Source organism: Burkholderia sp. Ac-20384, from assembly GCF_017104605.1.
Taxonomy (GTDB): Bacteria; Pseudomonadota; Gammaproteobacteria; order Burkholderiales; family Burkholderiaceae; genus Burkholderia; species Burkholderia lata.
Map to the genome: position 1 here is coordinate 13,732 of NZ_JAAGPE010000035.1, position 23,253 is coordinate 36,984.

The 23,253-nt window shown below is 62.4% G+C and carries 27 protein-coding genes; 24 read left to right on the forward strand and 3 right to left on the reverse strand.

Features of this window, described 5'->3' with window-relative positions; translation table 11 throughout:
* Positions 1-36: 36 nt before the first annotated feature.
* A complete protein-coding gene (locus tag G3O00_RS09545) occupies positions 37-255 on the reverse strand; it encodes a hypothetical protein (RefSeq protein WP_206142820.1) in 219 nt (72 codons plus the stop codon).
* 455 nt (positions 256-710) lie between these two features.
* The gene (locus tag G3O00_RS09550; RefSeq protein ID WP_206142821.1) at positions 711-1,139 is read right to left on the reverse strand and encodes a transcriptional regulator; all 429 of its coding nucleotides are present in this window, start codon (positions 1,137-1,139) and stop codon (positions 711-713) included.
* A gap of 388 nt (positions 1,140-1,527) precedes the next feature.
* On the opposite strand from G3O00_RS09550, the gene G3O00_RS09555 reads away from it, so the two are divergent.
* From G3O00_RS09555 to G3O00_RS09635, 17 genes are all read left to right on the forward strand, one after another.
* A complete protein-coding gene (locus G3O00_RS09555) occupies positions 1,528-2,070 on the forward strand; it encodes a phage regulatory CII family protein (RefSeq protein WP_206142858.1) in 543 nt (180 codons plus the stop codon).
* Entirely contained in the window at positions 2,057-2,440 is a 384-nt protein-coding gene (locus G3O00_RS09560) for a hypothetical protein (protein WP_206142822.1), read from the forward strand. The genes G3O00_RS09555 and G3O00_RS09560 overlap by 14 nt, the downstream gene beginning before the upstream one ends.
* Positions 2,441-2,700: 260 nt before the next feature.
* Positions 2,701-5,208, forward strand: coding sequence for a VapE domain-containing protein (locus G3O00_RS09565; protein WP_206142823.1), 2,508 nt, complete (start codon positions 2,701-2,703; stop codon positions 5,206-5,208).
* Positions 5,209-5,428: 220 nt separating this feature from the next.
* Positions 5,429-6,202, forward strand: coding sequence for a zinc finger-like domain-containing protein (locus G3O00_RS09570; protein WP_206142824.1), 774 nt, complete (start codon positions 5,429-5,431; stop codon positions 6,200-6,202).
* Between the two features lie 377 nt (positions 6,203-6,579).
* The gene (locus G3O00_RS09575; RefSeq protein ID WP_206142825.1) at positions 6,580-6,954 is read left to right on the forward strand and encodes a hypothetical protein; all 375 of its coding nucleotides are present in this window, start codon (positions 6,580-6,582) and stop codon (positions 6,952-6,954) included.
* 86 nt (positions 6,955-7,040) lie between these two features.
* Positions 7,041-7,235 carry a hypothetical protein gene (locus G3O00_RS09580; RefSeq protein WP_206142826.1) on the forward strand — a complete coding sequence of 65 codons (195 nt, stop codon included), beginning with the start codon at positions 7,041-7,043 and terminating at the stop codon, positions 7,233-7,235.
* A gap of 90 nt (positions 7,236-7,325) precedes the next feature.
* Positions 7,326-7,856: a MarR family transcriptional regulator gene (locus G3O00_RS09585; RefSeq protein ID WP_206142827.1), complete on the forward strand. Its 531-nt coding sequence runs from the start codon at positions 7,326-7,328 to the stop codon at positions 7,854-7,856.
* Complete coding sequence (locus G3O00_RS09590) at positions 7,801-9,843, forward strand: terminase gpA endonuclease subunit (protein ID WP_346778964.1); 2,043 nt, start codon at positions 7,801-7,803, stop codon at positions 9,841-9,843. Before G3O00_RS09585 ends, G3O00_RS09590 begins: the two co-directional genes overlap by 56 nt.
* A 13-nt stretch (positions 9,844-9,856) precedes the next feature.
* Positions 9,857-10,063 (forward strand): hypothetical protein, encoded by a 207-nt coding sequence (locus G3O00_RS09595; protein WP_206142829.1) that lies wholly within the window; start codon positions 9,857-9,859, stop codon positions 10,061-10,063.
* Complete coding sequence (locus G3O00_RS09600; protein ID WP_206142830.1) at positions 10,060-11,553, forward strand: phage portal protein; 1,494 nt, start codon at positions 10,060-10,062, stop codon at positions 11,551-11,553. The genes G3O00_RS09595 and G3O00_RS09600 overlap by 4 nt, the downstream gene beginning before the upstream one ends.
* Entirely contained in the window at positions 11,550-12,632 is a 1,083-nt protein-coding gene (locus G3O00_RS09605) for a head maturation protease, ClpP-related (protein WP_206142831.1), read from the forward strand. Before G3O00_RS09600 ends, G3O00_RS09605 begins: the two co-directional genes overlap by 4 nt.
* A 29-nt stretch (positions 12,633-12,661) precedes the next feature.
* Entirely contained in the window at positions 12,662-13,006 is a 345-nt protein-coding gene (locus tag G3O00_RS09610; protein ID WP_206142832.1) for a head decoration protein, read from the forward strand.
* Between the two features lie 73 nt (positions 13,007-13,079).
* Entirely contained in the window at positions 13,080-14,075 is a 996-nt protein-coding gene (locus G3O00_RS09615) for a major capsid protein (RefSeq protein ID WP_206142833.1), read from the forward strand.
* Between the two features lies 1 nt (position 14,076).
* On the forward strand, positions 14,077-14,364 hold the full coding sequence (locus tag G3O00_RS09620) for a hypothetical protein (RefSeq protein ID WP_206142834.1): 288 nt from the start codon (positions 14,077-14,079) through the stop codon (positions 14,362-14,364).
* 2 nt (positions 14,365-14,366) lie between these two features.
* The gene (locus G3O00_RS09625; RefSeq protein ID WP_206142835.1) at positions 14,367-14,897 is read left to right on the forward strand and encodes a phage tail protein; all 531 of its coding nucleotides are present in this window, start codon (positions 14,367-14,369) and stop codon (positions 14,895-14,897) included.
* On the forward strand, positions 14,887-15,411 hold the full coding sequence (locus G3O00_RS09630; protein ID WP_206142836.1) for a hypothetical protein: 525 nt from the start codon (positions 14,887-14,889) through the stop codon (positions 15,409-15,411). The genes G3O00_RS09625 and G3O00_RS09630 overlap by 11 nt, the downstream gene beginning before the upstream one ends.
* Before the next feature lie 3 nt (positions 15,412-15,414).
* A complete protein-coding gene (locus G3O00_RS09635) occupies positions 15,415-16,095 on the forward strand; it encodes a phage baseplate assembly protein V (protein ID WP_206142837.1) in 681 nt (226 codons plus the stop codon).
* Here G3O00_RS09635 and G3O00_RS09640 read toward each other — a convergent pair.
* Entirely contained in the window at positions 16,079-16,921 is an 843-nt protein-coding gene (locus tag G3O00_RS09640; protein ID WP_206142838.1) for a hypothetical protein, read from the reverse strand. The genes G3O00_RS09635 and G3O00_RS09640 overlap by 17 nt on opposite strands.
* Positions 16,922-17,050: 129 nt before the next feature.
* On the opposite strand from G3O00_RS09640, the gene G3O00_RS09645 reads away from it, so the two are divergent.
* The 7 genes from G3O00_RS09645 (at position 17,051) to G3O00_RS09675 (ending at position 23,246) form a co-directional block, all read left to right on the forward strand.
* Entirely contained in the window at positions 17,051-17,212 is a 162-nt protein-coding gene (locus G3O00_RS09645; RefSeq protein WP_226135219.1) for a hypothetical protein, read from the forward strand.
* Complete coding sequence (locus tag G3O00_RS09650) at positions 17,212-17,547, forward strand: GPW/gp25 family protein (protein WP_124647107.1); 336 nt, start codon at positions 17,212-17,214, stop codon at positions 17,545-17,547. The genes G3O00_RS09645 and G3O00_RS09650 overlap by 1 nt, the downstream gene beginning before the upstream one ends.
* The gene (locus tag G3O00_RS09655) at positions 17,544-18,440 is read left to right on the forward strand and encodes a baseplate J/gp47 family protein (protein ID WP_206142839.1); all 897 of its coding nucleotides are present in this window, start codon (positions 17,544-17,546) and stop codon (positions 18,438-18,440) included. Before G3O00_RS09650 ends, G3O00_RS09655 begins: the two co-directional genes overlap by 4 nt.
* Positions 18,430-19,008, forward strand: a complete 579-nt coding sequence (locus G3O00_RS09660) for a phage tail protein I (protein WP_206142840.1) — start codon at positions 18,430-18,432, stop codon at positions 19,006-19,008. The genes G3O00_RS09655 and G3O00_RS09660 overlap by 11 nt, the downstream gene beginning before the upstream one ends.
* A complete protein-coding gene (locus G3O00_RS09665; protein WP_206142841.1) occupies positions 18,996-21,227 on the forward strand; it encodes a phage tail protein in 2,232 nt (743 codons plus the stop codon). Before G3O00_RS09660 ends, G3O00_RS09665 begins: the two co-directional genes overlap by 13 nt.
* Before the next feature lie 13 nt (positions 21,228-21,240).
* Positions 21,241-22,002, forward strand: a complete 762-nt coding sequence (locus G3O00_RS09670) for a tail fiber assembly protein (RefSeq protein ID WP_206142842.1) — start codon at positions 21,241-21,243, stop codon at positions 22,000-22,002.
* A 74-nt stretch (positions 22,003-22,076) separates the two neighbouring features.
* Positions 22,077-23,246 carry a phage tail sheath family protein gene (locus G3O00_RS09675; RefSeq protein ID WP_206142843.1) on the forward strand — a complete coding sequence of 390 codons (1,170 nt, stop codon included), beginning with the start codon at positions 22,077-22,079 and terminating at the stop codon, positions 23,244-23,246.
* The last annotated feature ends 7 nt before the right edge of the window (positions 23,247-23,253 follow it).

Consider the following 23,253-nt stretch of genomic DNA (forward strand, 5'->3'; position numbering starts at 1 on the left):
CGCCGGGAGCGCATGCCCCGGCAGGGTCGGGGCGGATTAGACGGTTACGCGGTAGGCGGTCGGCGGTACGACGACCGGATCGTCTTGGAACACGTTCACTGCGACAAACAAGAGGCCGGCCACGACCGTCCAGCGGAAGATCGGCGACTTTTCAAAGGTGCTTTGGCGGGCAGGTTCGGAAGGCGTGATGCGCGGCGTTTGTTCGTCGCGGAGCCATTCGTGGCGATCGGTGGACTGATGGTCGAACATTTTCATGGGCTTCTCCGTTGTCTGCGCGAGCGGCAGTAATGGAGTCGAATGTTAGGCATTCCTTCTTCATATTGCAATAGGAATTCCTAACTCTTTTTGATGGCGCCATGTGTCCCGACGTGTCGCGGGCGAAGCGATGCTATGAATCTCCCTGAAAGGAGTTGTATTCTTCCGATCAAATACTGTATGTTTATACAGTGGTTAAGCGAAAAATTTGCCGAAGGGAGGTTGTTGCGGGGCTATGTCAACAGGGGAAATGCGCTGCAAACCGGGCGATGTGGCGATCGTCAGTCGATGCAGGAATCGGTCACGTATCGGAGTGCTGGTGCGGGTCATCGGCCCACACAGCAGTGATAGCTTCGATTGGGATGTTGAGATTCTTGGCGGCCCGATCAAGGGGCGCGGAATACGCTCAGGGCAGATCGGAACGCACCGCAGGGCCGCAGTGTTCGACTGGAACCTTACCCCTCTTGCGAGTCAGGGGCATTCAGATCGAGAAGATCACCAGACTGCTGTCCGCGCAGATCTTCAAACACCTTGAGAGTTTCCAGCAACGCGACGAATGCTGCGGACGGCAATCCCACCTTGTCTGCTTTGGCGAGCGCGTCTACTAGCGCTTGAGCATGCACGCCGAGAGTCTCCTGTCTTTGCGGTGCAGGCGCATTGGCACGCCGCACCATCTGTCCTTCGCCAGTGGCGAGCCACCACGGATCGACGCTCAGGAATTCAGCCGCGAGCAGCAAGTTCGCGCCCTCCATCTTTTTAGTTTTCCCGCTTAACCAGTCGCTGACCGAGGGCGCTCGCACTCGGCACGCTCGCGCCAGATCTGCTGCCTTTTTCTCGGGCGGCAACTTCATTGCCTGTTCCAGGCGTTCGGCTAGTGTCGTCATTAGGAAAGCCTAACTGAATGGGCATTAGGAATGCCTTGCTTTTCATGTAAGGAGCGCCTAACATGGCGGGATGAACATGCTCCTGAATCGAGACCCGTACGCGTGCGCCGTGATCGATGCATTTGGCGGTACGGCCGCAACCGCTCAACTTTGCGAAGTCCGTATGCCATCCGTATCGGAATGGCGTCGAAATGGCATTCCGCGAGCGCGTCTGTTGTTTTTGAAGCTTGCTCGCCCAGATCTGTTCGCCTCTCTGGATTCACACGATAAGTCGTTGTGACCCCCCGCCGTTGCATGACCGCAGTGGTTACGCGCCACATGAGCCGAATCTTAGTTGCGGCCCCGAGTACGCAACAGGATGAAAGTCACCGCCTACCAATCTCCCGATATGACCTGCCGATACGACAGTACCGAATGGCTGGACGTCCTCTATACGTCCGTTCGCAACACGCCCGGCGGTGTCGCCGACGCGGCGAATCACCTAACGATCCGGCGCGGCAAGAACATCACGGCGGAATCGCTTCGCCTGCGCCTGCGCGGTGTCGGCGACAGTCGCTTGTCGATGGAAATGTTCGAGCTGCTTATCGAGTGGATGCAGGAAAAGGCAGAGGGCGAGGTGTACGCGCTCGACGCGCTGCATGCGTTGAATTCGCGATTCGGTCTGGTGGCCGAACACGTCGACGACCACGCCGCTGACGACGTCGGTGAACCCGGCACGCTGCGCCTCGTATCGACGGCGCTGCACCTGCAGGCGCACGTGGGCCTCGTTGCTGACGACGTGACACGGGCACTGGCAGATCAGCGAATCGACGACCATGACGCCGAGAAGATCATCGCGACCGGCCGCAAGGGCCAGCGTCTGTTTCAGCGCTTGATCCACGCTGCTCGCAATCTTGCCGCACGTCGCCGTCGTCGTCATGGAGCGGTTTAAGTCCGGCATGGGGTGCTGTCGGCCCGAGCGTGAACAGATCGGCCTCTGTTGCTCGACTGATCAGCAATTGGCGTGTGCTGTCACGACACTCGCATCCCGCTTCGAATGTGCCCCCGCTGAAGCGGGGCGCTTGCTATCCGAACTGATCGCCACGTTCCCCGATCGCCTCGCTCCGATTCTTGCGGAAGCGAACGCAGTGGGGCGCGTGCGCTTGTTCGTCGAGCGAGCTGCGCGTCCATGCGCCGCGCTCGCAACCAAGGCGGAGCGTCACGCGTTCCGCGACCAGCTTACCGATCGTCTCTGCGCGCTGGATCTTGCCGCGTTCGACGAATCCATGTCGGCGGAATGGCGTCGACTGCGCGGCAAATAAACGGAGACCCCTGTGAACGTGAACGGAATCAGTAGTGCGTTGCGACGTGGCACATCGCAGTACAGCCGCTCGCCGAGTGGACGGCAGTCCTATGCGGCCGGGCGGGGAGCGTGGCGCAGCTTCTCTCACAAGGTCGCACGCGACCGTCGCCTCGCCGAGCTGGATGCGGCCCGACGTGCGAGCTAACAGGGCGTAGCTCAACGAATTGTGATCTGGCCGCGACATGCGGCCAAAGTGACTTTGATAGAGGAATTTTTCATATGGCGACACTGGACCAGATCATTCAGCAATTGCGCGCGGCGGGACATCCCGACTTGCCCGTCGGCCATCCGGTAGCGGACGGCAAACATCATCGGTATGGGCCGCGCAAGAAGTACTGGTATCAGCTTCGCGAGGTTGTGAGCAAGGGCGCAGTGATCGGCTACGGCGGTACGTTCGGCCACTTCGCGGGCGACGATCCCGGCACCGAGCGCTTCGAGTGGAGCGGCGCACCCATGAGCGAGGAAGTGCTCGCGGAGACGCGACGCCGGCAGGAAGCCGCCGACCGTGAGCAGGCCGAGCGTGATGCACGTCAGGCGAAACTCGCGGCGAACCGCGCGCGTGATCAGTGGAATCGTGCGGCAGAGTATGGCGAGTCCGCGTACCTGGGCCGCAAGCGCATCACGGCTGAAGGCGTGCGTTTCGACGCGGACGGGACGATCTTCGTGCCCATGTATCAGTACGGCGACGACGCTCGTCTCGTCGGCCTGCAAAAGATCACGCCGGACGGCGCGAAGCGCTTCAACAAGGGCATGGAAAAGAAGGGTGCTTCGTACCTGCTTGGCGAGGTCGGCGCAGACGACCAGATCGTGCTGGTCGCCGAAGGTTATGCGACCGCGCGTGCGATCCGCATGGCGATCGATGACGCGTTCGCCGTCGATATCTGCTTTGACGCGGGCGGCATCCTTCCGGCCGTGCGCTATCTGCGTGCGACGTACCCGGATGTGCACGTGTTGATCTGCGCCGACGACGACTGGAAGATCGAGCAGCGCATGCGTGATTGGCTCGCCGACGAATTCAATTTCCGGGGCGAACTGGCGTTTGGTGCAGACCCGGTGCGGATCGAGGCGAAGAACACGTGGTACATGGTTGCCGCGTCGCGTCGTCGTGACGACAACGGCGTGCCGTACGTTGAGGTGAGCTATGGTAACGACGTGATGCCTCTGCGTCGTAAGCGCTTCGAGAATACCGGCCTGAAACGTGCGTACGACGCGGCAGCGACGGTCGGCGACGTCAGCGTGGTCTATCCGGCGTTCGCGAATCGCGGCGAGCGCAAGCTGACCGATTTCAACGACCTGCACGTCGAAGAAGGCTTCGAAGCTGTCGAGGCGCAGGTGCAGGCGGCAATCTTGCGCGTCATCGCGCCAGCGAACGACGAGATCCGGCCGGCGACGGTCGACGTGTCGACCGTGGACGTCACGCCGTCGAAATCTGTCGCGACGTCCGCTGCCGCGAAACAACCGGAATGGGATGGCCGTGAGGCAGAGAACGGCGCACACACGTGGGAGCAGGATCTGGCGCGGTCGGACAAGGGCACGCTGCTGCCGACGCTCGGCAACGTGCACATGATCCTCTCGAATCACAAGGCATGGCAGGGCGTCATCGAGCAGGACGATTTCGGCGGCCGCGTGATGAAGCGCAAAGCGCCGCCGTTCGTACAAGGTGTGAGGGGCGAGTGGACCGACATGGACGACCAGCGCTGCGCGCTCTGGTTGTCGCAGCGATACGCCCTGTCGGTGCGTACCGATGTCGTGATGAACGCGGTCCTGCTGGTGGCAGATGCAACCCACTTTCATGACGTGCGCGAATACCTCGAAGGGCTGAAGTGGGACGGCGTGTCGCGCGTGCGATCGATGCCGTCGACATACCTGCGCGTGGCCGACAGCGACTATGTGCAACTCGCGTTCACGAAGTGGATGATCGCGGCCGTCGCGCGGGTGATGGAGCCGGGCTGCAAGGTCGACAACGTCCTGATCCTCGAAGGCAAGCAGGGGCATCGCAAATCGACGGCGCTGAAGGTGCTGGCCGGCGCTCCGTGGTTCACCGACACGCCGATCCAGATCGGCAACAAAGACACGTACGCGGTGCTGGCCGGCAAGTGGGTGATCGAGCTGGCCGAACTGGACTCGTTGAACAAGGCCGACTCGTCGGCGGTGAAGAGCTTCTTCGCGACCGCCGTCGACCGGTTCCGCAACTTCTACGGCAAGCGTGCGACCGACGTCCCGCGCCAGTGTGTGTTCGCGGGTTCCGTCAACTTCGATACGTACCTGAAGGACGAGTCGGGCAACCGGCGCTACTGGCCGTTGCGTGTCGGCGGTCTGGTCGACATTGACGGCATTGTGGCTGTTCGTGAACAGCTCTGGGCGGAAGCCGTACACCTGTATCGCTCGGGCGTCGTGTGGCACGTAGAAGAGCATGAGCGCCCGCTGTTCGAGATCGAGCAGGCGGAGCGCTACGAAGGAGACGTGTACGAAGACAAGATCGCTAAGACCCTGGAATTCGCGTCGCGCACGACGATGGAAGAGATCCTCGCGGACATTCTGAAGCTCGATACGTCGAAGTGGACATTGGCGGAACAGCGCCGTATCGGCAAGGCGTTGAAGTCGCTCGGTTGGGTGCGCAAGCGTGAGTCGACCGGATCGCGCGGTTGGTACTACGTGAAGGAAGAGCAAGAGCCGGAAGCGGAACGCGAACTGGTCGCAGCGGGTGATGACGACAGTCCGCTGTGATCGCGTGGCGCGCTGTGCTTGCACGGTTAGCGCGCCACTTGACCCGCCTTGGCGCGCTGCGGACGTCCCATGTCCCAATGTCCCAAGGCGCGGTCTCGGGCGCGGGTGCAGGGGCGCGACATGCGCGACGTGAGCGGCGCATGTCGCATGTCGCAGGCGCGCACCCCTGCAAGCCTTATCCCTTGGGACATTAGGACATTAGGACGAATAGGAGAGAGTGATGATCGATTTGAAAGAGCGGGTAGGCGTTGCTATGAGCGTTCGTGGTCAGTTCACCGACCCGATTGCCGATCCTAAAGTTACTTTGGGCGCGCTCGCCTTTGCGAACGATCTCGGTAGCTCGCTTGCCCGAATCAAGGCCGGGCCGCTGCCGACGCCTGCAATGATTCGACGTGCAACGTTGCTGTTGGCGCAGATGATCCGGACGTCGGGCCGTTTCAAGCGTGCGCGGTTCACGGGCCTTTCACGCGACGAGCGTCGCGAGCAACGTGCGGGGCATGCTGTCGAGCGATCGAAGGTCGACATCGTCGAGCGGTTCGCGCTGCGGTTGCTGGACGAGTGGGTAAACGACCAGTGTGTCGAGTGCGAGGGGCGGGGTGTCGTGCGCCGCGCGCGTCCCGTCACGACGTCGACGCATGCGTGTGATGTATGCGGTGGCAGCGGGAAGGTGTGTATATCGGAGGAGCGCATCCCGTTCTTCGAAGGGCGTAACGGGCCGCTGGTCTTTCGGGAATACGAACCATGCGACGACTGCGGCGGGATGGGGCGGATCGCCGCGTCGCCGGTTTCGGATGCGAAGGGCCGGCACATCTGCCCCGACTGTTCCGGTTCGGGTAAGCGGCAGGTCGACGACGCTGGCCGGGCGCACGCGCTCGGCGTGTCGCTCGATGAGTACCGGCGGAACTGGTCGTGGCGCTTTCACGACATGCTCGCGCTGTTGGATACGGTAGATGGATCGGTGTACGACACATTGCGTCGGCAATTGCGAGGATGAAACGTATTCCATTTCAAGAGCGGATCGCTTACACTCTGCATATCCTTTACCGCGTCACTGGATACGTGAGCGACCGCACACTCGTGTCGCATCAATCGCCCGACAGGCGTACTGAATCGCGGGAGCGCCGCGACCAACAACGATAACTGTCAGTCGGGATCTGTTGGGAGGGCGTGCGCCCTTACGAAATGAATATCGAAGCCCTGAGTGCGAAAGCCCTCAGGGCTTTTTGCTTTCGGGATAGCCCTGTTTGCGCGCCGCGTAGAATGCCCGCCATATCAACAAAAACGGGGTATTTGATGTTCCGAGGGACCATAGTGTTTGCCGCCGCAGTCTTGTGCGTTGCGTGCGGCCCGAAACCAGTCGATCCGTCGACGATGACAACCGGGCATAAGCTGGCTGAACTAGTCTTTGACAAAAGTCTGTTAGCTTCAGATCCGGATGTGGCGAACGTCGAGCGCGTTCTGCACGACGCGTCGTCGAGAATGATTGAACCGGAGAATCATTTGGCAGATGCGGCGTGGGTATTTACGAAAGAGCTGCGGAAGGACGGAATTCGTGAGTCCGGTGTGGACGCAATGGAGGCGTGCTCTCGGGTGGCCGATCGGCTGGAGGAGAAGGTCGAGTTTGCGTCGTGCGGTGCGCACTATGTTGTCACGCGGCATAGCGGTATGTCGCATACGGATGCAGTCCTGGGCTTGGTTGGATTGGCCCGCGTCGCCAAGGCGATTTCGTCCGAGAAGCAAAACTAGCGCTTCTCACGCATACGTGAATTTCAATATTGTTTGCCGGCCCTGAGCGCGAAAGCCCTCGGGGCTTTTTGCATTGGGGCGCTGAAATGCGAATCGAGTCGACGAGCGCCGGGCCGAGCGAGGTCTGGTCGACGTGGGATGAAGATCGAAGCATGGGGCGCGTCACCGCGCGGTGCTTCGTGTTTGACGATGCGATGGACCGTGTCGTGTGGGCGATGGACCGCGCAGGCGACGGCACGAGCGCCGATGTCGCGATCGGTGCGGGTCTGCCCACTTTTTGAGCAGGCGGGGACCCTACGGGCATCACCATACGCGGGGGCTCGCACCCGCGTTTTTTCTCTACTGGCGAGTTTCCATAGGGGGTCATATTCATGCCGACTCAGCAGCAAATCGCCGACCATCTCGACCTAGACCAGTCGGCCGTTTCTCGGTTCGTCGACAAGGTCCAGCTCGACTATCGCGTGGCGTCGATCGACGAGATCCGCATCGCATACATCCGGCACTTGCGCGAGGTCGCGGCCGGCCGTTCCAGTGGTACTGGCATCGATCTCGTCGCCGAACGTGCGAAGACCGAGATCGTCGATCGTGAGATCAAGCTGCTGACGCTGGCTGAGAAGAAGGGGCAGCTCGTCAACGCGGCGCAGCTCGAACAGGCGTACGGCTTGATGGTCGGCGCATTTCAAACCGAGCTGCTGTCGCTGTCCGACAAGCTGGTGCTGGAGCTGCAGACGCTATATGGCGTCGAGGTTGACGTCGAATGGTTGAACGAGCACATATATGGATGCCTTGAGCAGCTTTCTGAATACGACCCAGACAGTCCGCGCAGTGATTCGCCGGATCGCGACGATGCTGCGTCCGCCGGAGAAGATCGGGACGACGGAATGGGCACGCAAACGTCGTAGGTTGAGCGCCAAGGGATCGGCCAGTCCCGGCCGGTATAACCCGAATATCACGCCGTGGGTGTTCGGTATGCACGAAGCGCTCGACGATCCGACCGTGCAGAAGGTTGTGTGCATGAAGTCTGCGCAGGTTGCGTGGACCGATGGCGTCCTGTTGAACTACATCGGCAAGCGGATCGACGTCGACCCGTGTCCGATGATCATCATGTTCCCGAAAGAGAAGACGGCGAAGAAGTTCAACCTGGAGAAGTTCGAACCGATGGTCGAGGTGACGCCTCGCCTGTCGGCAAAACTGCCGGTTCACGCGGCCCGCGACAAAAACAACTTGTGGGATCACAAGACGTTCCCGCGCGGCTTCCTGAAGTTCATCACGTCGAACGCGCCGGACGACGTGAAGTCGACGCCGGCCCCGGTCGTCGCTGTCGAGGAGCCGGACGACGCGAACACGAACGTGCGCGAGCAGGGCGATTCGATCACGCTGCTGGAGGAGCGGAACAAGAGCTATTCGGACCGGCGGCGCAAGATGATTTTGGGCGGCACGCCGACCGTCGACGGCCTGTCGCGCATCCAGCAAGGGTACGCGGCTTCGGATCAGCGCGTGTATCTGGTGCCGTGCCCTGATTGTGATGAGGAGCATGAGCTGGCGTGGGAAAACGTCACCTGGAGCGAGGGCGCCGAAGTCGCGCATGAGGTCTACGGCCGCGCACAACCGGAGTCGGCCCGCTACACGTGCCCGCATTGCGGGTCGTTGTGGGACGACGCGACGCGCATTCGCGCTGTTCGTCGTGGTCGATGGGTTGCGACGGCACCGTTTCACGGCGTTGCCGGCTTTCGCATCAACGAGCTGGTGTCACCGTTCCCCGGCTCGAACATGGCTTCACTGGTCAAAAAGTGGCTGACGGCCGACAAGGCGCTGCGCGAGGGCGACGACACGAAGATGCGCTCGTTCGTGAACAACTCGCAGGGGCGGCCGTACAAATACAAGACCGATCTGCCCGAGCTGGACGTGCTCGCGGAGCGTGCGCTGCCATACGCGGAGCTGACGGTGCCGATCGGCGGCCTGCTGTTGACGCTTGGCGTCGACGTGCAGCACGACCGGCTCGCGATCGTAGTGCGCGCATGGGGGCGCGGGGAGGAAAGCTGGCTCGTTTTGTGGGGCGAGATTTACGGCAACGTGACGGAGCAGCAGCAAGACCCGATGACGGGCGGTGTATGGGGCGCGTTGACGATGCTGCTGTCGCACGCGTACCGGCACGAGAATGGCTGGCTGCTGCGCGTACGTGCGACGTCGATCGACTCGTCGGACGGCTCGACGTCGGACGCGGTATACAAGTATGTGCGCGCGGCGCAGCAGGCCCGTTACAACGTGATGGCCGTCAAGGGGAGTAGCAACATCGACGCGGAGATCTTCAGCGTACCGAAGGCATCGATCGACTCGAACCGCAACAACAGCAAGGCGGCGAAGTACGGGCTGAGGCCGTATATGGTCGGCGTGAGCCGTGCGAAGGATCTGATCCTTGAAAACCGGCTGAAGCTCGAAGGCGACGGGCCGGGTCGCATGCACTGGTACAGCGGCGTGCGCAGCGACTACCTGTCGCAGCTCACTGCAGAGGTGAAGGTGCCGGGTCCACGCGGCGGTAAGCGCGTGTGGAAGAAGGTCAGCCCGAGAAACGAGGCACTGGACTGCGAAGGGTACGCGTTGCACGCGGCCCGCAGTGTGAAGGCGCACCCGATGACCGAGGCGCACTGGGAGGTCGAGCAGCAGCGGGCGGCGCAGGTCTCGCTGGTCGACGCGGTTCCGGGGCTGGAGGGGTTGCCTTCGGCGCTGCCTGTAGATGTGCCGCCCGATCCGCCGGACGTGCCCGAGGTTATCGAGACTCCGCGGCCGTCGCCGCCAGTAGAAAAACCCACCGAAACCCCGCCCCCGAGCGGGGTTTCGCGCATTCAGGGGCGTCGTGTGGGGCGCTCGACGTACCTGAAGCGCCGCTAAACGAGGTAATCGCATGGCATACACAAAGCAGGATCTGGAGCGCATCCAGTCGGCAATCGCGAAGGGCGAGCTGGAAGTCCAGTATGCCGACCGGCGAGTGAAATATCGCTCGATCGGCGAGCTACGTGAAGCGCGCACCGAGATCATTCGCGACCTGAACGGTGCGGCCGGACGCTCGTCGATCGTCCGGATTCGTCACGCAGGCAGGGGGGTGCGATGAATCCGGGATTTCCGTCACTCGCGAAGCGCGGGTTCGTGGTGCCGACGCGGCTGAAAGCGGCTGCCTACGAGTCGGCGAGCACGTCCGGCGCACGGGCGAAGTCGTGGCGGGCGTCGGGCGCGGGACCGAATGCGGCGGCGGTGCAAAACCTGCCGCTGTTGCGGTCGCGCGCTCGCGATGCGATCCGAAACGATCCGTGGGCGAAAACGGCGATCGCTCGACTCGTATCGAACACGATCGGGAACGGCATCCAAGCGCATCCGCAGCACCCGATCGATGCTGTGCGCAAGATGCAAAAGCAACTTTGGGAGGATAGCTGCGAGGAGATCGACGCAGACGATCTGTTCGATATGGGGGGCGTGCAGACGCTCGCTGCACGTGCGTTCTTCGGTGACGGCGAGGTGCTGGTGCGTCGCCAGTTGCGCAGGCCGAGCGAGGGCTTGGCGGTCCCGATGCAGATCAGGCTTCTCGAAGGCGATCTGTTGCCGATGGAGAAGAACGAGATCATGCCGGGCGGGGGCGAGATCATCAATGGCGTCGAGTTCAATGCGGACGGCCGGCGTGTCGCGTATCACTTGCTGCAGCGTCACCCCGGCGAGTACGGGCGCGCGTCGACGACCAACATGCAGACCGTACGCGTGCCGGCTGACGAGATCGCGCACGTTTTCCTCGCGCTTCGTCCCGGCCAGGTGCGCGGCGTCCCCGAGTTGTCGACCGTGCTGTTGCGGCTCAAGTCGCTGGATAACTTCGACGACGCGGTGCTGTTCCGGCAGGAGGTCAGCAACCTCTTTGCCGGCTTCATCACGAAGCCGCCTGCCGAGCCGGGCCTGATGGGCGATCCAGTTACAGGCGCAGCGATGGAGTACGACGTCGACGGTTTCTCGCCAGTCGTATCGCTTGAACCGGGGAGCATGCAGGAGCTGGCGCCGGGTGAAAGCGTCACGTTTGCAGAGCCGCCGGGCGCAGGAACCGACTACGGCCCGTTCATGCGTCAGCAACTGATGGCCGCTGCTGCGTCGGTGGGCATGCCGTATGAGGTCATGACGGGCGATCTGCGGGACGTGAGCGATCGCGTGCTGCGGGTGATCCTGAACGAGTTTCGGCGGTCGATCGAGCAGATCCAATGGAACGTGTTCATTCACCAGTTCTGCCGGAAGGTCTGGCGCTGGTGGGTCGACGCATGCGCGTTGTCGGGCGCGATGCAGATGCCGGACTACTACCGACGCCGTCGCGACTATCTGCGGGTGCGGTGGGTGCCACAGGGCTGGCCGTATATCCATCCGGTGCAGGACGTCACGGCAAAGCGGATGGAGATCCGCTCCGGGCTGGCGAGTCGGACAGGTGCCGTGCTTGCGCGTGGTGATGATCCGGAGCAGGTCGACCGGGAGAACGCAGACGATCTTGCGCGTGAGCGCCGGCTCGGGATTCGATATGACACGCTCGATCCGGTCGACGGGGCGGGTGATCTTTCTAATGGGGATGGCGAATGAAAGGGAAGAAGCGGTGGTGGGACATCCGTGCGCAGGCGAACGCGGACGGCGGGAAGGCGGTCGAGATCCAGATCTATGGCGACATCGGATTCTGGGGCACCGACGCCGATCTGTTTGCCGCGAAGCTCGACGAGGTCGCGGCAACCGCGACATCGATCGTCGTCGCGATCAACTCGATGGGCGGCGACGTGTTCGACGCGTTCACGATCTACAACGCGCTGCGTCGGCATACCGGCAAGGTGACGGGACGTGTCGATGGCGTTGCCGCGTCGGCAGCGTCGCTGATTCTGATGGCATGCGACACGATTGAGATGCCGTCGAACGCGATGCTGATGATCCACAACCCGCACACGGTCGCCGCTGGGGAGGCTGGGGATCTGCGCAAGCTCGCGGATCTGCTCGATAGCACGTCCGACAACATGCTGGCGGCCTATGTCGAGCGTAGCGGCCGGACCGACGATGAGGTCCGCGCGATCATGGATGCGGAGACCTGGCTCACGGCCGCACAAGCGAAAGAGCAAGGATTCTGCGACGCGATTGCCGATCCGATCCGCATCGCCGCGTACGCGGGCGCTGCTCGACTCGCTGCGCGCTTCACAGCCGTGCCGGCCGAGATCCGCGCGGTGCTGGAGGACGACGGCGAGGTGCCGCCGTCCGATCCGCAACCCAATCCGCCGGCCGATCTCGCGCCACAGTCGCAACCGCCGGCAACGCCGGATGTCACGGCGCTGGCGTCGCATGTGTTCGCAGCATGCCGCGACGCGCGGATCGAGCACTGCGCCGAAGGCATTGTGCTGGCGACCGGTCTGCGGGATCGCGCGACGGTCGACGCAGCGATCCGCAGCGCGCAGGACATCGCGGGGATCTGTCTGGCCGCGAGCCTGACCGAGCTAACAGCGGGCTTCGTCTCCGATGGCCTGACGCCGGATCAGGTGCGTGCGCGGCTGTTCGAGCGTGTCACGGCCTCGCAGAAGCCGATCAACCATCGTGCTGCCCCGGCTGCGTCGCAAGACGCGCCCGTGGTCGCGAATGCGCCGCGTGCGGCGTCCATCTACGCGGCTCGCAAGAGCGGCAAGTAACTTTGACGTAACCCGAGGAGGGGAAACACATGTCGAACTGGAAGGTACAGGCAAATCTCCCGGCCGAATTTCTCGTGTCGGAGGGTAACGGGCAGATCTCGCGCGAGCGGATCGTCGTGAAAGCGGGGGCGGCGCTGTCGTCCGGCCAGGTGCTCGGTGTGACGAGTACCGGCGAATATGCGCCGTACGACAACAAAGCGAACGACGGTTCTGAAGTCGCTGCAGCGATCCTCTATGCGCCGCTGGCGGCGTCCGAAGCGTCGCGCCCGGCAACGGGAATCGTCCGGCTCGCTGAAGTCGCGGGCGGGCTGCTCACGGGTCTTGATGCGGCCGGACGCGGTGATCTCGCCGAGCGGCACGTGATCGTCCGCTGATCGCAACACCCCCCATTCAAGGCCACGCCGACCGCGTGGCCTTTTTTGTATCCATTTTCATGTCGGAGGTTGTATGGCGGATATCGCCCTGTTTCAAGACGATGCGTTTTCGCTGTCGTCCCTGAGTGCTGCGATCAACGAGCAGCCGTATGTTCCCGGCCGGATAGGCACGCTCGGGCTGTTCGAAGAGGACGGCATCACCACGACGACGATCCAGATCGAGCGCGACGGCGACACGCTGGCACTCGTTGCGGCCGGCGAGCGCGGTTCGCCGGCTGCCGTTGTCGGTGGCAGCAAGCGCAGCATGATTCCGATTAACGCCGTGCACCTGCCGCAGCGTGCGGTGATCAAGGCGGACGAGATCCAGAATCTGCGCGCGTTCGGTTCGGAGACCGAGCTGGAGGCGCTGCAGACCGTCGTGAATCGCCGCCTCGCGAAGATGCGCCGCCAGCTCGACGCGACACACGAATTCCATCGCATCGGCGCGATCAAGGGCGCAGTGCTGGATGCGGACGGCAAGCGGGTTCTGATCGACCTGTGGAAGTACTTCGACATCGAGCAGACGGTGATTCCGTTCGAGCTGGGCAAGGCCGATACGGAGCTTCGCACGAAGTGTATCGAGGTGCAGGACGCGATCGAAGATGCGCTCGGCGCGACGACGTACACGGGCGTGCGCGTGCTCTGCGGCCGTGCGTTCTGGAACAAGCTGATCAGCGCGAAGTCGGTCAAAGAGACGTATCTGGCGTCCGTGATGGCGGCGCAGTTGCGTGGCGACGCGCGCGAGGCGTTCGACTTCGGCGGGTGCACGTTCGAGCGATATCGCGGCCGCGTCGGCGACGTCGGCTATGTGGCGGACGACGAGGCGCACGCGATCCCGGAAGGTGTTCCGGATCTGTTCATCTCGCGCTTCGCGCCGGCCGACTATGTCGAGTCGGTGAACACGACCGGCATCCCGTACTACGCGAAACAGGAGCTGATGGACTTCGGCAAGGGTGTCGAGATCGAGGCGCAGTCGAACCCGATCCACCTGTGCACGCGTCCGAAGGCGCTGATCAAGCTGAAGGCGTGATATGGCGTTCCGGGATCTGATGGCCGATGTCGACACGGCCGTGAAGCGAGACCTGTCGGACGAGGTCAAGATCGACGGCAAGCCGCTGCAGGGCATGTTCAAGGCGCCGTGGCTCGGCCCGGATCTCGGAACGCAACGCACGCAGCTCGTTGCGCCGATCCTCGACATCACCGACGACGACGCGGCCTGTGTGTCCAAGGGCAGTATCGTCGAGGCAGGTGGTGAGCGGTTCCGTGTGTTCGAGATGCACGCGACAGGCACGGGCTGGACGATCCTGATTCTGAGGTGACGATGGATCTGCTGAGAATCGAGATCGACGTGAAGAAGGCGCTCGAAGCGCTCGCGGGCCTGCCGCCAGCAGCAATGCAGGCGGCATGGCGTCGGACGCTGCGCAAGACAGGGGCGTGGATCAGGAGCCAGACCGCGAAGGAGGTCGGCAACGCGACGGGCATCCAGCAGAAGCTGCTGCGGCAGCGCATGTACTTCTTTATGCGGTCGGCCGATACCGGGAAGGTGTGGCTCGGATTGAACCCGATCGAGGCGCACAGGCTCGGCGCAGTCCGGCGCACGAAGCAGGGCATCCGGGCCGGCAAATCACTGTTCGAGGGCGCATGGCGCAAGACGACGCGTCAGCCGGACGGGCCGATCTATCGGCGAACCGGGAAGGCGCGAACGCCGTTCGAGATCGTGACGGTCGAATGGTCGCAGACGGGTGATCCAGCGTTTCGACGGGCTGCCCGCGCATGCGAAGCGCGACTGATGACGGTGCTGCGGCAAGAGGTCAACTATGAACTGCAAAAGGCGATGAACCGTGCTCGATAACCTGAAACAACTGCACGACGGCATCGAGGCCGGTCTGCGCGAGCGGCTGCCGGATCTGGAGCGCATCCACGCGTATCCGAAGATCGGCAAGGCGATCGACACGCCGTTTGTTGCGATCGAGCTGTCGGAGCTGGAGCTGGGGCACGATGACGGAACGGGGCGTGTGCCGCTGGTCGCGCGTATGCAGGCCCGCGTGATCGTCGACCCGTTGGTCGAGGATGCCGACGTCCAGGTGCGCGAGCTGTCGGCGCGCGTGTTGCAGAAAGTGCACGGCGCAACGTGGGGACTGCCCGTGACGCCAGGCAAACAAGTCGGCTCGGCTGGTGAAGATCCGTTCCGGCCCGAGCTGGACACGTATCTCGTTTGGCTCGTCGAGTGGGTGCACGAATTTGACCTGGGCGACGCGTACGAGCCGCCGACGAAGGGGCGCGCGGTGTTGTGGGGCGTTGATCCAGAGACGGGGCCGGGGCACGAAGACCGGTACTGGAATCCGGCGGACCAAGGAGCGGGGTGACGTGTGAGCGACTTCGAGCTTGGCGAGATGGATCGCCGCATGGCGTGTTTGACGCAATCCGCGGTAGTCGAGGCAATCACGTACGACCCGCCGCGCGTGAAGGTGCGCGTTGGTGATTGGGTCAGCGACTGGCTGAAGTGGCAGGCCGGTGCCGCCGGCAAGGTTCGGCAGTGGCGTCCGCCGTCCGTCGACGAAGAGGTCGCGCTGTGGGCACCGTCCGGGGATCTCGCGGGCGCGTTCGTTGCGCCCGGTTACTACACGGTGCAGCACGGCGGCTCTGGCCGGTCGAGTCCGGACGAGACCGCGACCGATTACCCGGATGGTGGGTTCGAGCAGTACAACCATGCGACCCATGAATACGTGCTGTCGGTGCCGGCTGGCGGTCGGATCGTGTTCCGCATCGGCGGGACGGAGTTCGAGCTGAAGGCAGACGGTGCGACGCTGCGCAGCGCGAAGCTGCTGGCAGACGTTCCGGACTCAACGTTCACTGGCAATACGACGACCGAGCAACTTCTCACGTTTAACGGTGGCATGCAGGGTAAGCCGGGCGAGGGCGGTAACGTGGCGATGAAGATCGCGGGCGGTGCTGAGTATCGCGACGACATCGTTGCCGGCGGTAAGTCGCTCACCAAGCACAGGCACCGCGAGCAAGGCGACGGGGAGTTGGTTAGCCCGCCTGTCTAGTATCAATCTGAGGGCTATGACGGGAGCCACGAAGTGGCATTTTGATGCCAATCAGTTTCTCCGGTGAACAAACGTCGTCGATTCCGGTGAGCAGCAAATTTGTCATCGCGTTGTGGCCAGCTTCGCTACCGAGGTCGAAGCGTGGGTGAGGTCGGATGTCTCCAGCGAAAAACTCCATACACTTTCTGAGTGCCATTAGCCTTGCGGGAATCGTGAACTCAGCTAGAGGAGGGCTCGCCGAGCATGACAGGTCGCTGGATTTTTCCGTGCGAAGTCCCGGCATTTCGTTGAAATGTGACTGAATACAGTTATCCAGTAGTTCGGTTCCAAGCCGTATTTGATTGCCGATGTCCATGACGACGCTCCCGATACTACCGCCTACGAGGCGCTGGTTAATTGCGACGGAGTCGATGGCTCGATGTTGAACCCATGCCGAATATGCTGCTTGATAGTTTCGATTGGCTTCTTGCAGAGTCGCATCCGACGAATGAGATTGCAGCGTGAGCATCGCGCGTTTCGATGCGGATGCATACAGTTCGAACGAAGAGACTAAGTCGTCAATAGAGGATCGAAGCTGATCGTAGTCGCGAATTGTTGCTTCGCTACGTCGGCGGTCGTTGTCGATTTTGTTGGTGATGTAGACCGCCAGGACGTTCGTGAAGAGGAATCCAACGACGAGGAGCACAAATGGGTGCCGAAGAAGAGGAACTGCACCAAGGCACACTTTCTTGACGATCGTTCGGAATCTTGCGATGACCGATATATGGACAGGCGTCGCCAGTATTGCGGGACGTCTTTTGATTGTTGTCCGTCGCTGAGTGCTCACGGTTTGACTCCATGTAAATATGTACCGTGATTCTAGACAAAAGTTACTTTGCCCCGCCCTGTGCGGGGTTTTTCGTTTGTGGGGGTGGTTATGGCGAAAGACGCACAGCAAGGCGGGGCGGCAGCACCCGTGACATTCATCGATACCGAGTTTCGCAGTCGCGTGATCGTGTTTCCGGACGGTTCGCACGTTGCCGTGCTGGCCGGCAAAACGGAGGTAACCGAGCCTGAGCATATCGCGTATCTCGAATCGCGCGAGTGCTTCAAGCGCATCCCGACGAAGGCGCAGTGATGGTCGCGCTGGTCGGTATGTGTCGCCGTACGGGCCGACTGATCGGCGGACTCGATCATCTCGTGCAGAGCATCGCGGACATTCTCAGCACGCGCAAGGGAACCCGCCGCGAGCGGCCCGATTACGGCTCGGATCTGCCGGCGATGGTCGACCTACCCGTGACGCGTGGGTGGATATCGGCCGCACAGGCCGAAGCCGCGCGCGCGATCGGGCGGTGGGAGCCGCGTATCGCGCTGGATCGTGTGAACGCGCTGTCTGTCGTGGACGGCAAAGTAACTTTTCGAATCGCCGGGCGCTACAGCGGCGACGACGTTGTATTCGAGGTGACGATATGACAGTGATTGATCTGTCGGCGCTTGATCCGCCGGATCTCGTCGAAACGCTCGACTTTGAAGAGCTGTACCAGCGCAAGCTGGAGCACTTCAAGCGCATCTATCCGGATTGGACGGCCGCGCTGGAATCCGATCCGGTCGTCAAGCTGCTAGAGCTGGCTGCATACGAGGATGTCCGGTTTCGGGCGCGCGTCAACGATGCTGGCCGGGCTGTGTTGCTGGCCTATGCGACGGGCGCAGATCTCGAACACCTCGCGGTGCTCTGGAACCTGAAGAAAGAGATCGTGGACCCCGGCGATCCGGAGGCGCACCCGCCGATTCCGGTCACGTACGAGCGCGACGAGCGGCTGCGGTTGCGGACGCAGATGGGGATCGAGCGCGCGTCCACGGCGGGTCCGTTCGGCGCGTATCGGTCGCTTGCGATGGACGCGTCTGCGGATGTCGCTGACGTGCGCGTCGACCGGCCGGAAGGCGGTGTCGTGCGCGTTGTAGTGAAGTCGTACTCGAACGGTGGCGTCGCAAGCGCTGCGCTGCTCGATACGGTCCGCCGGGCGCTTTCTCCCGAGGATCGTCGACCCCTCAATGACACGCTGCTCGTAGTGCCGGCGCGGCCGGTCGAGTACACGATCGTCGCAGACGTGTACATCGGGCGCGGACCAGATCCGGGCGTCGTGCTCGCCGCGAGACGGCAGGATCTCGATATCGCGGTCGCTGCGGGTGAAGCCCTGCGGGTTGGTATGCCCCGGTCGGCCGTAACAGGGGCGCTGCATCCCAAAGCGTCGGGTGTCGTGCGGGTCGATCTGAAGGCCCCGGTGGCAGACGTCGTGTGTGCGACCGACCAGTTCGCACGGTGTAGGTCGATTGTGCTCAATCCGAAGGTGAACGATGACGACTGAAGCACTGTTGCCGACGAACCAGACCAGTCTAGAGGCGGCGCTCGCGCAAGTGATGCGGTCGACCGTTGACCCGGATGTGATCCGAACGCTCTGGGATGCGGATCGCTGTCCGGCCGCTTTCCTGCCGTGGCTCGCGTGGTCGCTCGCGGTCGACGGATGGGAGCTGGCGGAGTCGGAAGAGGCGCGACGCGAGCTGATCAAGTCGTCTCTGGCGATCTATCAAAAGAAGGGCACGCCGTGGGCGATCCGCGAGATCGTTCGCCGTCTTGGGTTTGGTGAGGTCGACATTCAAGAGGGGCGGCAGATTAAGCGGCGCGATGGCTCGGCGAAGCGCGACGGTCGATATCTGCACGGCTGGTCGACTGCGTGGGCCGAGTACATCGTGAAGCTGCGTCGACCGGTAACGCGAGATCAGGGCGAGAACCTGAAGCGGGCGATCGAGCGTTACGCGCCGGCTCGTAGCCGGCTCGCGTGGCTCGATTTTTCTGAGGTTGCGATCCGACACAACGGCGTCGCGACGCGCAATGGTCAATTTACGCGAGGGGTGATCGGTACATGGCCAATCTGAAAGAAGAAAGTAAGTGGGAGGACGGGGTCTACCAGTTCGAGACGTCGGACCCCGTACAGGGCGGCCCGGATGGGGTCGACAACGTGCCGACAAAGCAACTTGCAAATCGGACGCGGTACCTCAAAGACCGGGCGGATGGTAACGACAAGCGGGTCGGTGATGTGAGCGCGCAGGTCGATGCACTTGGCAAGCGAACCGACGCACTCAGTAACGACAAGCTACCGTACACGGGCGGCACGCTGAAGGGCGTGCTGATGGGCAAGGTCGGGGCAATCACGCCGAACAACACGAACGGTGCGGGCTACGGGTTTGCCAACGATCCTGATACGGGGGTGTTCTCGCCGCGTGATGGATATCTGCAGATCGGGGCGCAGGGGGTATCGCACTTCGAAATCCAAAACGGCAACTGTTTTGTCGGGCCGTCGACCGAGAGTGGCGTTCTTGTGCTGACTGCTGGCGGTGCCGAGCGGATGCGGGTCGTCCCAGCGGGCCGTGTGCTCTTGGGGACGACGGCTGACAACGGGCGCGATGGATTGCAGGTTGCATACCGGGCGTCGTTCGCAAGCGGCGTTCGTTCTACGGGGATGGACCTTGACGGAGGTCAGGGTGGGCAGTATCGGGCTGTAGGGGCCAACTACGGCATCATCCTGCGCAACGACGACCGAGACTTGTATCTGTTCCAGACGAAGAAAGGTGATCCACTCGGGCCTTGGAATGACTATCGACCATTCGCATGGAATCTCGAAACCGGGGTGGTGCGGATCGATGGAACAGGCCGGGGCACAGTCTTCGGTGGCGACGTGCGGGCTGCCGGAAACGTGGAATGCGCAGGCGTCGGCTATTTTGGCGGCGGCGCAGGTAATGCTAAGTCGATGGGCTCGGGCGTGACGCTCGGTGCCAACACGGGTGGCGATGTCGTGTTGAAAGCGGCAGATGCCGACCTCGATATGAAGCTGTGGGATATCCAGTCCAATACCAGCTCGCTGAACATTCGTGCGATCGACGATGCTTGGATGCGTGGTATCCCCGCTATCACGATCACTCGCGCTGATCGAAGTTCGTCGATTAAGACAATTGAGTTGGCTCCGAACTCGGGCCGTGTTCTGTCTGCAGGTGCGTGGGACGATGGAAAGTCAGCGTTTCAAAACAGAGGTACGCTCAAGAGCATTAATTCGGCGGGAGCACTTGTCGCCTCGAACGGAGGTGGAGCGGGGCAGACATCGCTTCATCTGACACGTGACGGTGCACCGGCTGACCAGAAAACGTGGGAAATGATCGCGGGCTCGGATGGCTCGTTCGCGGTTCGTACGGTCAACGATGCGTACAACAACTCGCAGGCCGCGATCAACGTGACTCGCGGCTCCAGTTATACGATCGGCACGTTGCAACTGATGCCGCAGGGCGGGCGTGTCACGGTCGGAAAGGTCGCTGACGACGGTTCCACGCAAATGCAGATTGGCGGTATGGTCACTGCCGTGTCGCCTCCGGCCGGCGACAAGTCGAACAAGCTGATTACTTCGGCGTGGTTTGCGGCCGCAGTAGCCGACGTGCAGATCGGCCAGATCGTTTGGGAGGCCCGAACGGCACCGCGTGCCGGATTCCTGAAGCTAAACGGCACCGAGCTGAAGCGTGCGGATTATCCGCTGCTGTGGACATACGCGCAGGCGAGCGGCGCGATGGTTGCAGATGGTGATTGGGGCAAGGGCCGTCAGGGTTGCTTCTCATCCGGTGACGGCAACACGACATTTCGGTTGCCGGATCTGCGCGGCGAGTTCGTCCGCTGCTGGGACGATTCGCGCGGGGTGGATGTTCAGCGCCAGATCGGCGGTTGGCAGGATAGCTTGAACCGTTCACACGGTCACGGCGCGTCGGCTGGTGCTGTCGGTGATCACACGCACGGCGCTTGGACGGATGCGCAAGGCGGGCATGGTCACGGAGTATCGCAACAGCCTCACTCGCACGGCTTCGGGCTTGGTTCGAATGGGGCATTTTCGACGAGTACCGGCCGCGGTTACGGGATGGACAACGGTCGCGCGAACAATCTGGGGACTGACGGTTCGACGATCCCGATCAGTATTGACTGGAGCGGTGAGCACGGGCACGCCGTTGGCATCGGCGGGGCCGGTGGACACTCGCACTCGATCAGCATCGCGACCGATGGTGGCAATGAAAGCCGCCCCCGCAATGTTGCGTTACTCGCCATGATTCGCGCTTACTAAATCGAGGTAGAACATGCTTTGCAATCAGTACGACAACCAGACGGGCCGCTACGTGGTGAGTTTTCTTGCCGAGAGTGATCCGATGAACGTGGATCGATATCTCGTTCCCGCGTTCTGTACGCTCACGCCGCTTCCGGATGTTCCGAAGCGTTCCTGGCCATTCTGGATCGACGGAAAATGGGCGCTGCGGCCGGATTATCGCGGTGTCCGGTTGTATCGAACCGATACAGGGGAGCCGGTCGAAATCACCGTCGCGGGGATCAGTCCGGACGGCGAGGGGCTGACCGAACAGCCCCGGCCGTCCGACGAATATGTTTGGAACGATGGCGCGTGGGTGATAAATGAGGCAATTGTCGCGGATCGCGTGCGTGCGGCTGCGATGGCCGACTTCTACGAACGGATGGAGAAGGCGCGTCAGCAGAATCTTGGGAAGTCCGACGCGCGCGTGACGGACCAACTGTCGGACATCGAAGAAGCGACGTTCGATGCATGGGCGGCGTATCAGGTAGCGCTGGTTCGCGTGGTGGATCTGCCGACGTTTCCGGGCGACATCCAGTGGCCGGCGGAACCCGATCCCGAAGCGATTCTCGAGAAGGTTGTGGCCGAGCGTGCGGAAAAGGCCGCGCGTGAAGCCGAAGAGGCCGCGCAGCGAGCCGCAGCGGCCGAGGCGGAAATGCAGCATCTGGCGGAAGTGGATGTGACGCCTGATGCCGGGCCCGAGCCCGAGCCCGAGCTGGAGCAACCGAAGGAATCCGATACGCCCGCCAAAAAGTAACTTTGCCGACGCAGCACGCGTTGTTTCGTTTCAAGCCGCTCCGATGAGCGGCTTTTTTATTTCCGGAGATCCGCATGGCAGCGACTTCCTTTTTTCACGGCATCACGACGACTATCGTCGATAGCGGCCCGCGCACGATTGCAGTGCCGTCGTCGTCGGTGGTTGGCATGACCGATACCTATACGCCCGGCCCCGATCTGGCGCAGCCGAACGTACCGGTACAACTGACGAGCTACGGCGAGGCGGTTCGTGCGTTTGGCGAGAAGAGCGCAATCGCGCGAGCCGCCCGAGCGATCTATGCGCAGAGCAGCGCGATTGTTGTCGCGGTCGGCGTGCCGACAGCGGCCGACGCGGCGCAGCTCACGTCGGCGATCATCGGTGGCGTCTCGGCCGGTGGTGCGCGCACGGGCATGCAGGCATTGCTCGATGCGAAGTCACGCTTCAATGCGCAACCGCGTTTGCTGATCGCACCTGGGCACTCGTCGAAACAACCCGTCGCAACGGCAGCGGATTCCCTTGCAGGCAAACTGCGTGCAGTGGCTGTGATCGACGGCCCGAACGTCGACGACGCGGCGGCAATCGCGTACGCGAAGAATTTCGGCAGCAAGCGCCTGTATATGGTCGACCCCGGTGCGAAGGCATGGGACAACGCGACGAATGGTGAGATCTCGCTGTCGGCGTCGACGTACGCAGCGGGCCTGTTCTGTCAGACCGACGCGAAGATCGGATTCTGGGCGTCGCCGTCAAACAAGGAGATCGTCGAGATCACGGGCACGGGCCGGCCGATCGAATACCTCGACGGTGACGAGACGTGTCGCGCGAACCTGCTCAACAACGCGAACATCACGACGATCATTCGCGACGGCGGGTTCCGCCTGTGGGGGAACCGCACGCTGTCGGCTGATCCGAAATGGAAGTTCGTCACGCGCGTGCGGACGCTCGACATCGTCATGGATGCCGTGCAGGCCGGCCACAAGTGGGCGGTCGATCGTGGCATCACGGCGACGTACGTCAGCGACGTGACCGAAGGGCTGCAGGCGTTCATGCGTGATCTGAAGCGTCAGGGCGCCGTGATCAACTTCGAGGTCTATCCGGACCCGCTGCTGAACACTGCGAGCCAGCTCGAAGACGGCAAGGTGTACTGGAACATCCGATTCACGGATGTCCCGCCGGCCGAAAACCCGATTTTCCGCTTCGAGGTCACGAACCAGTGGCTGACCGAAGTGCTCGACAACCAGATCTAAGGGGCAG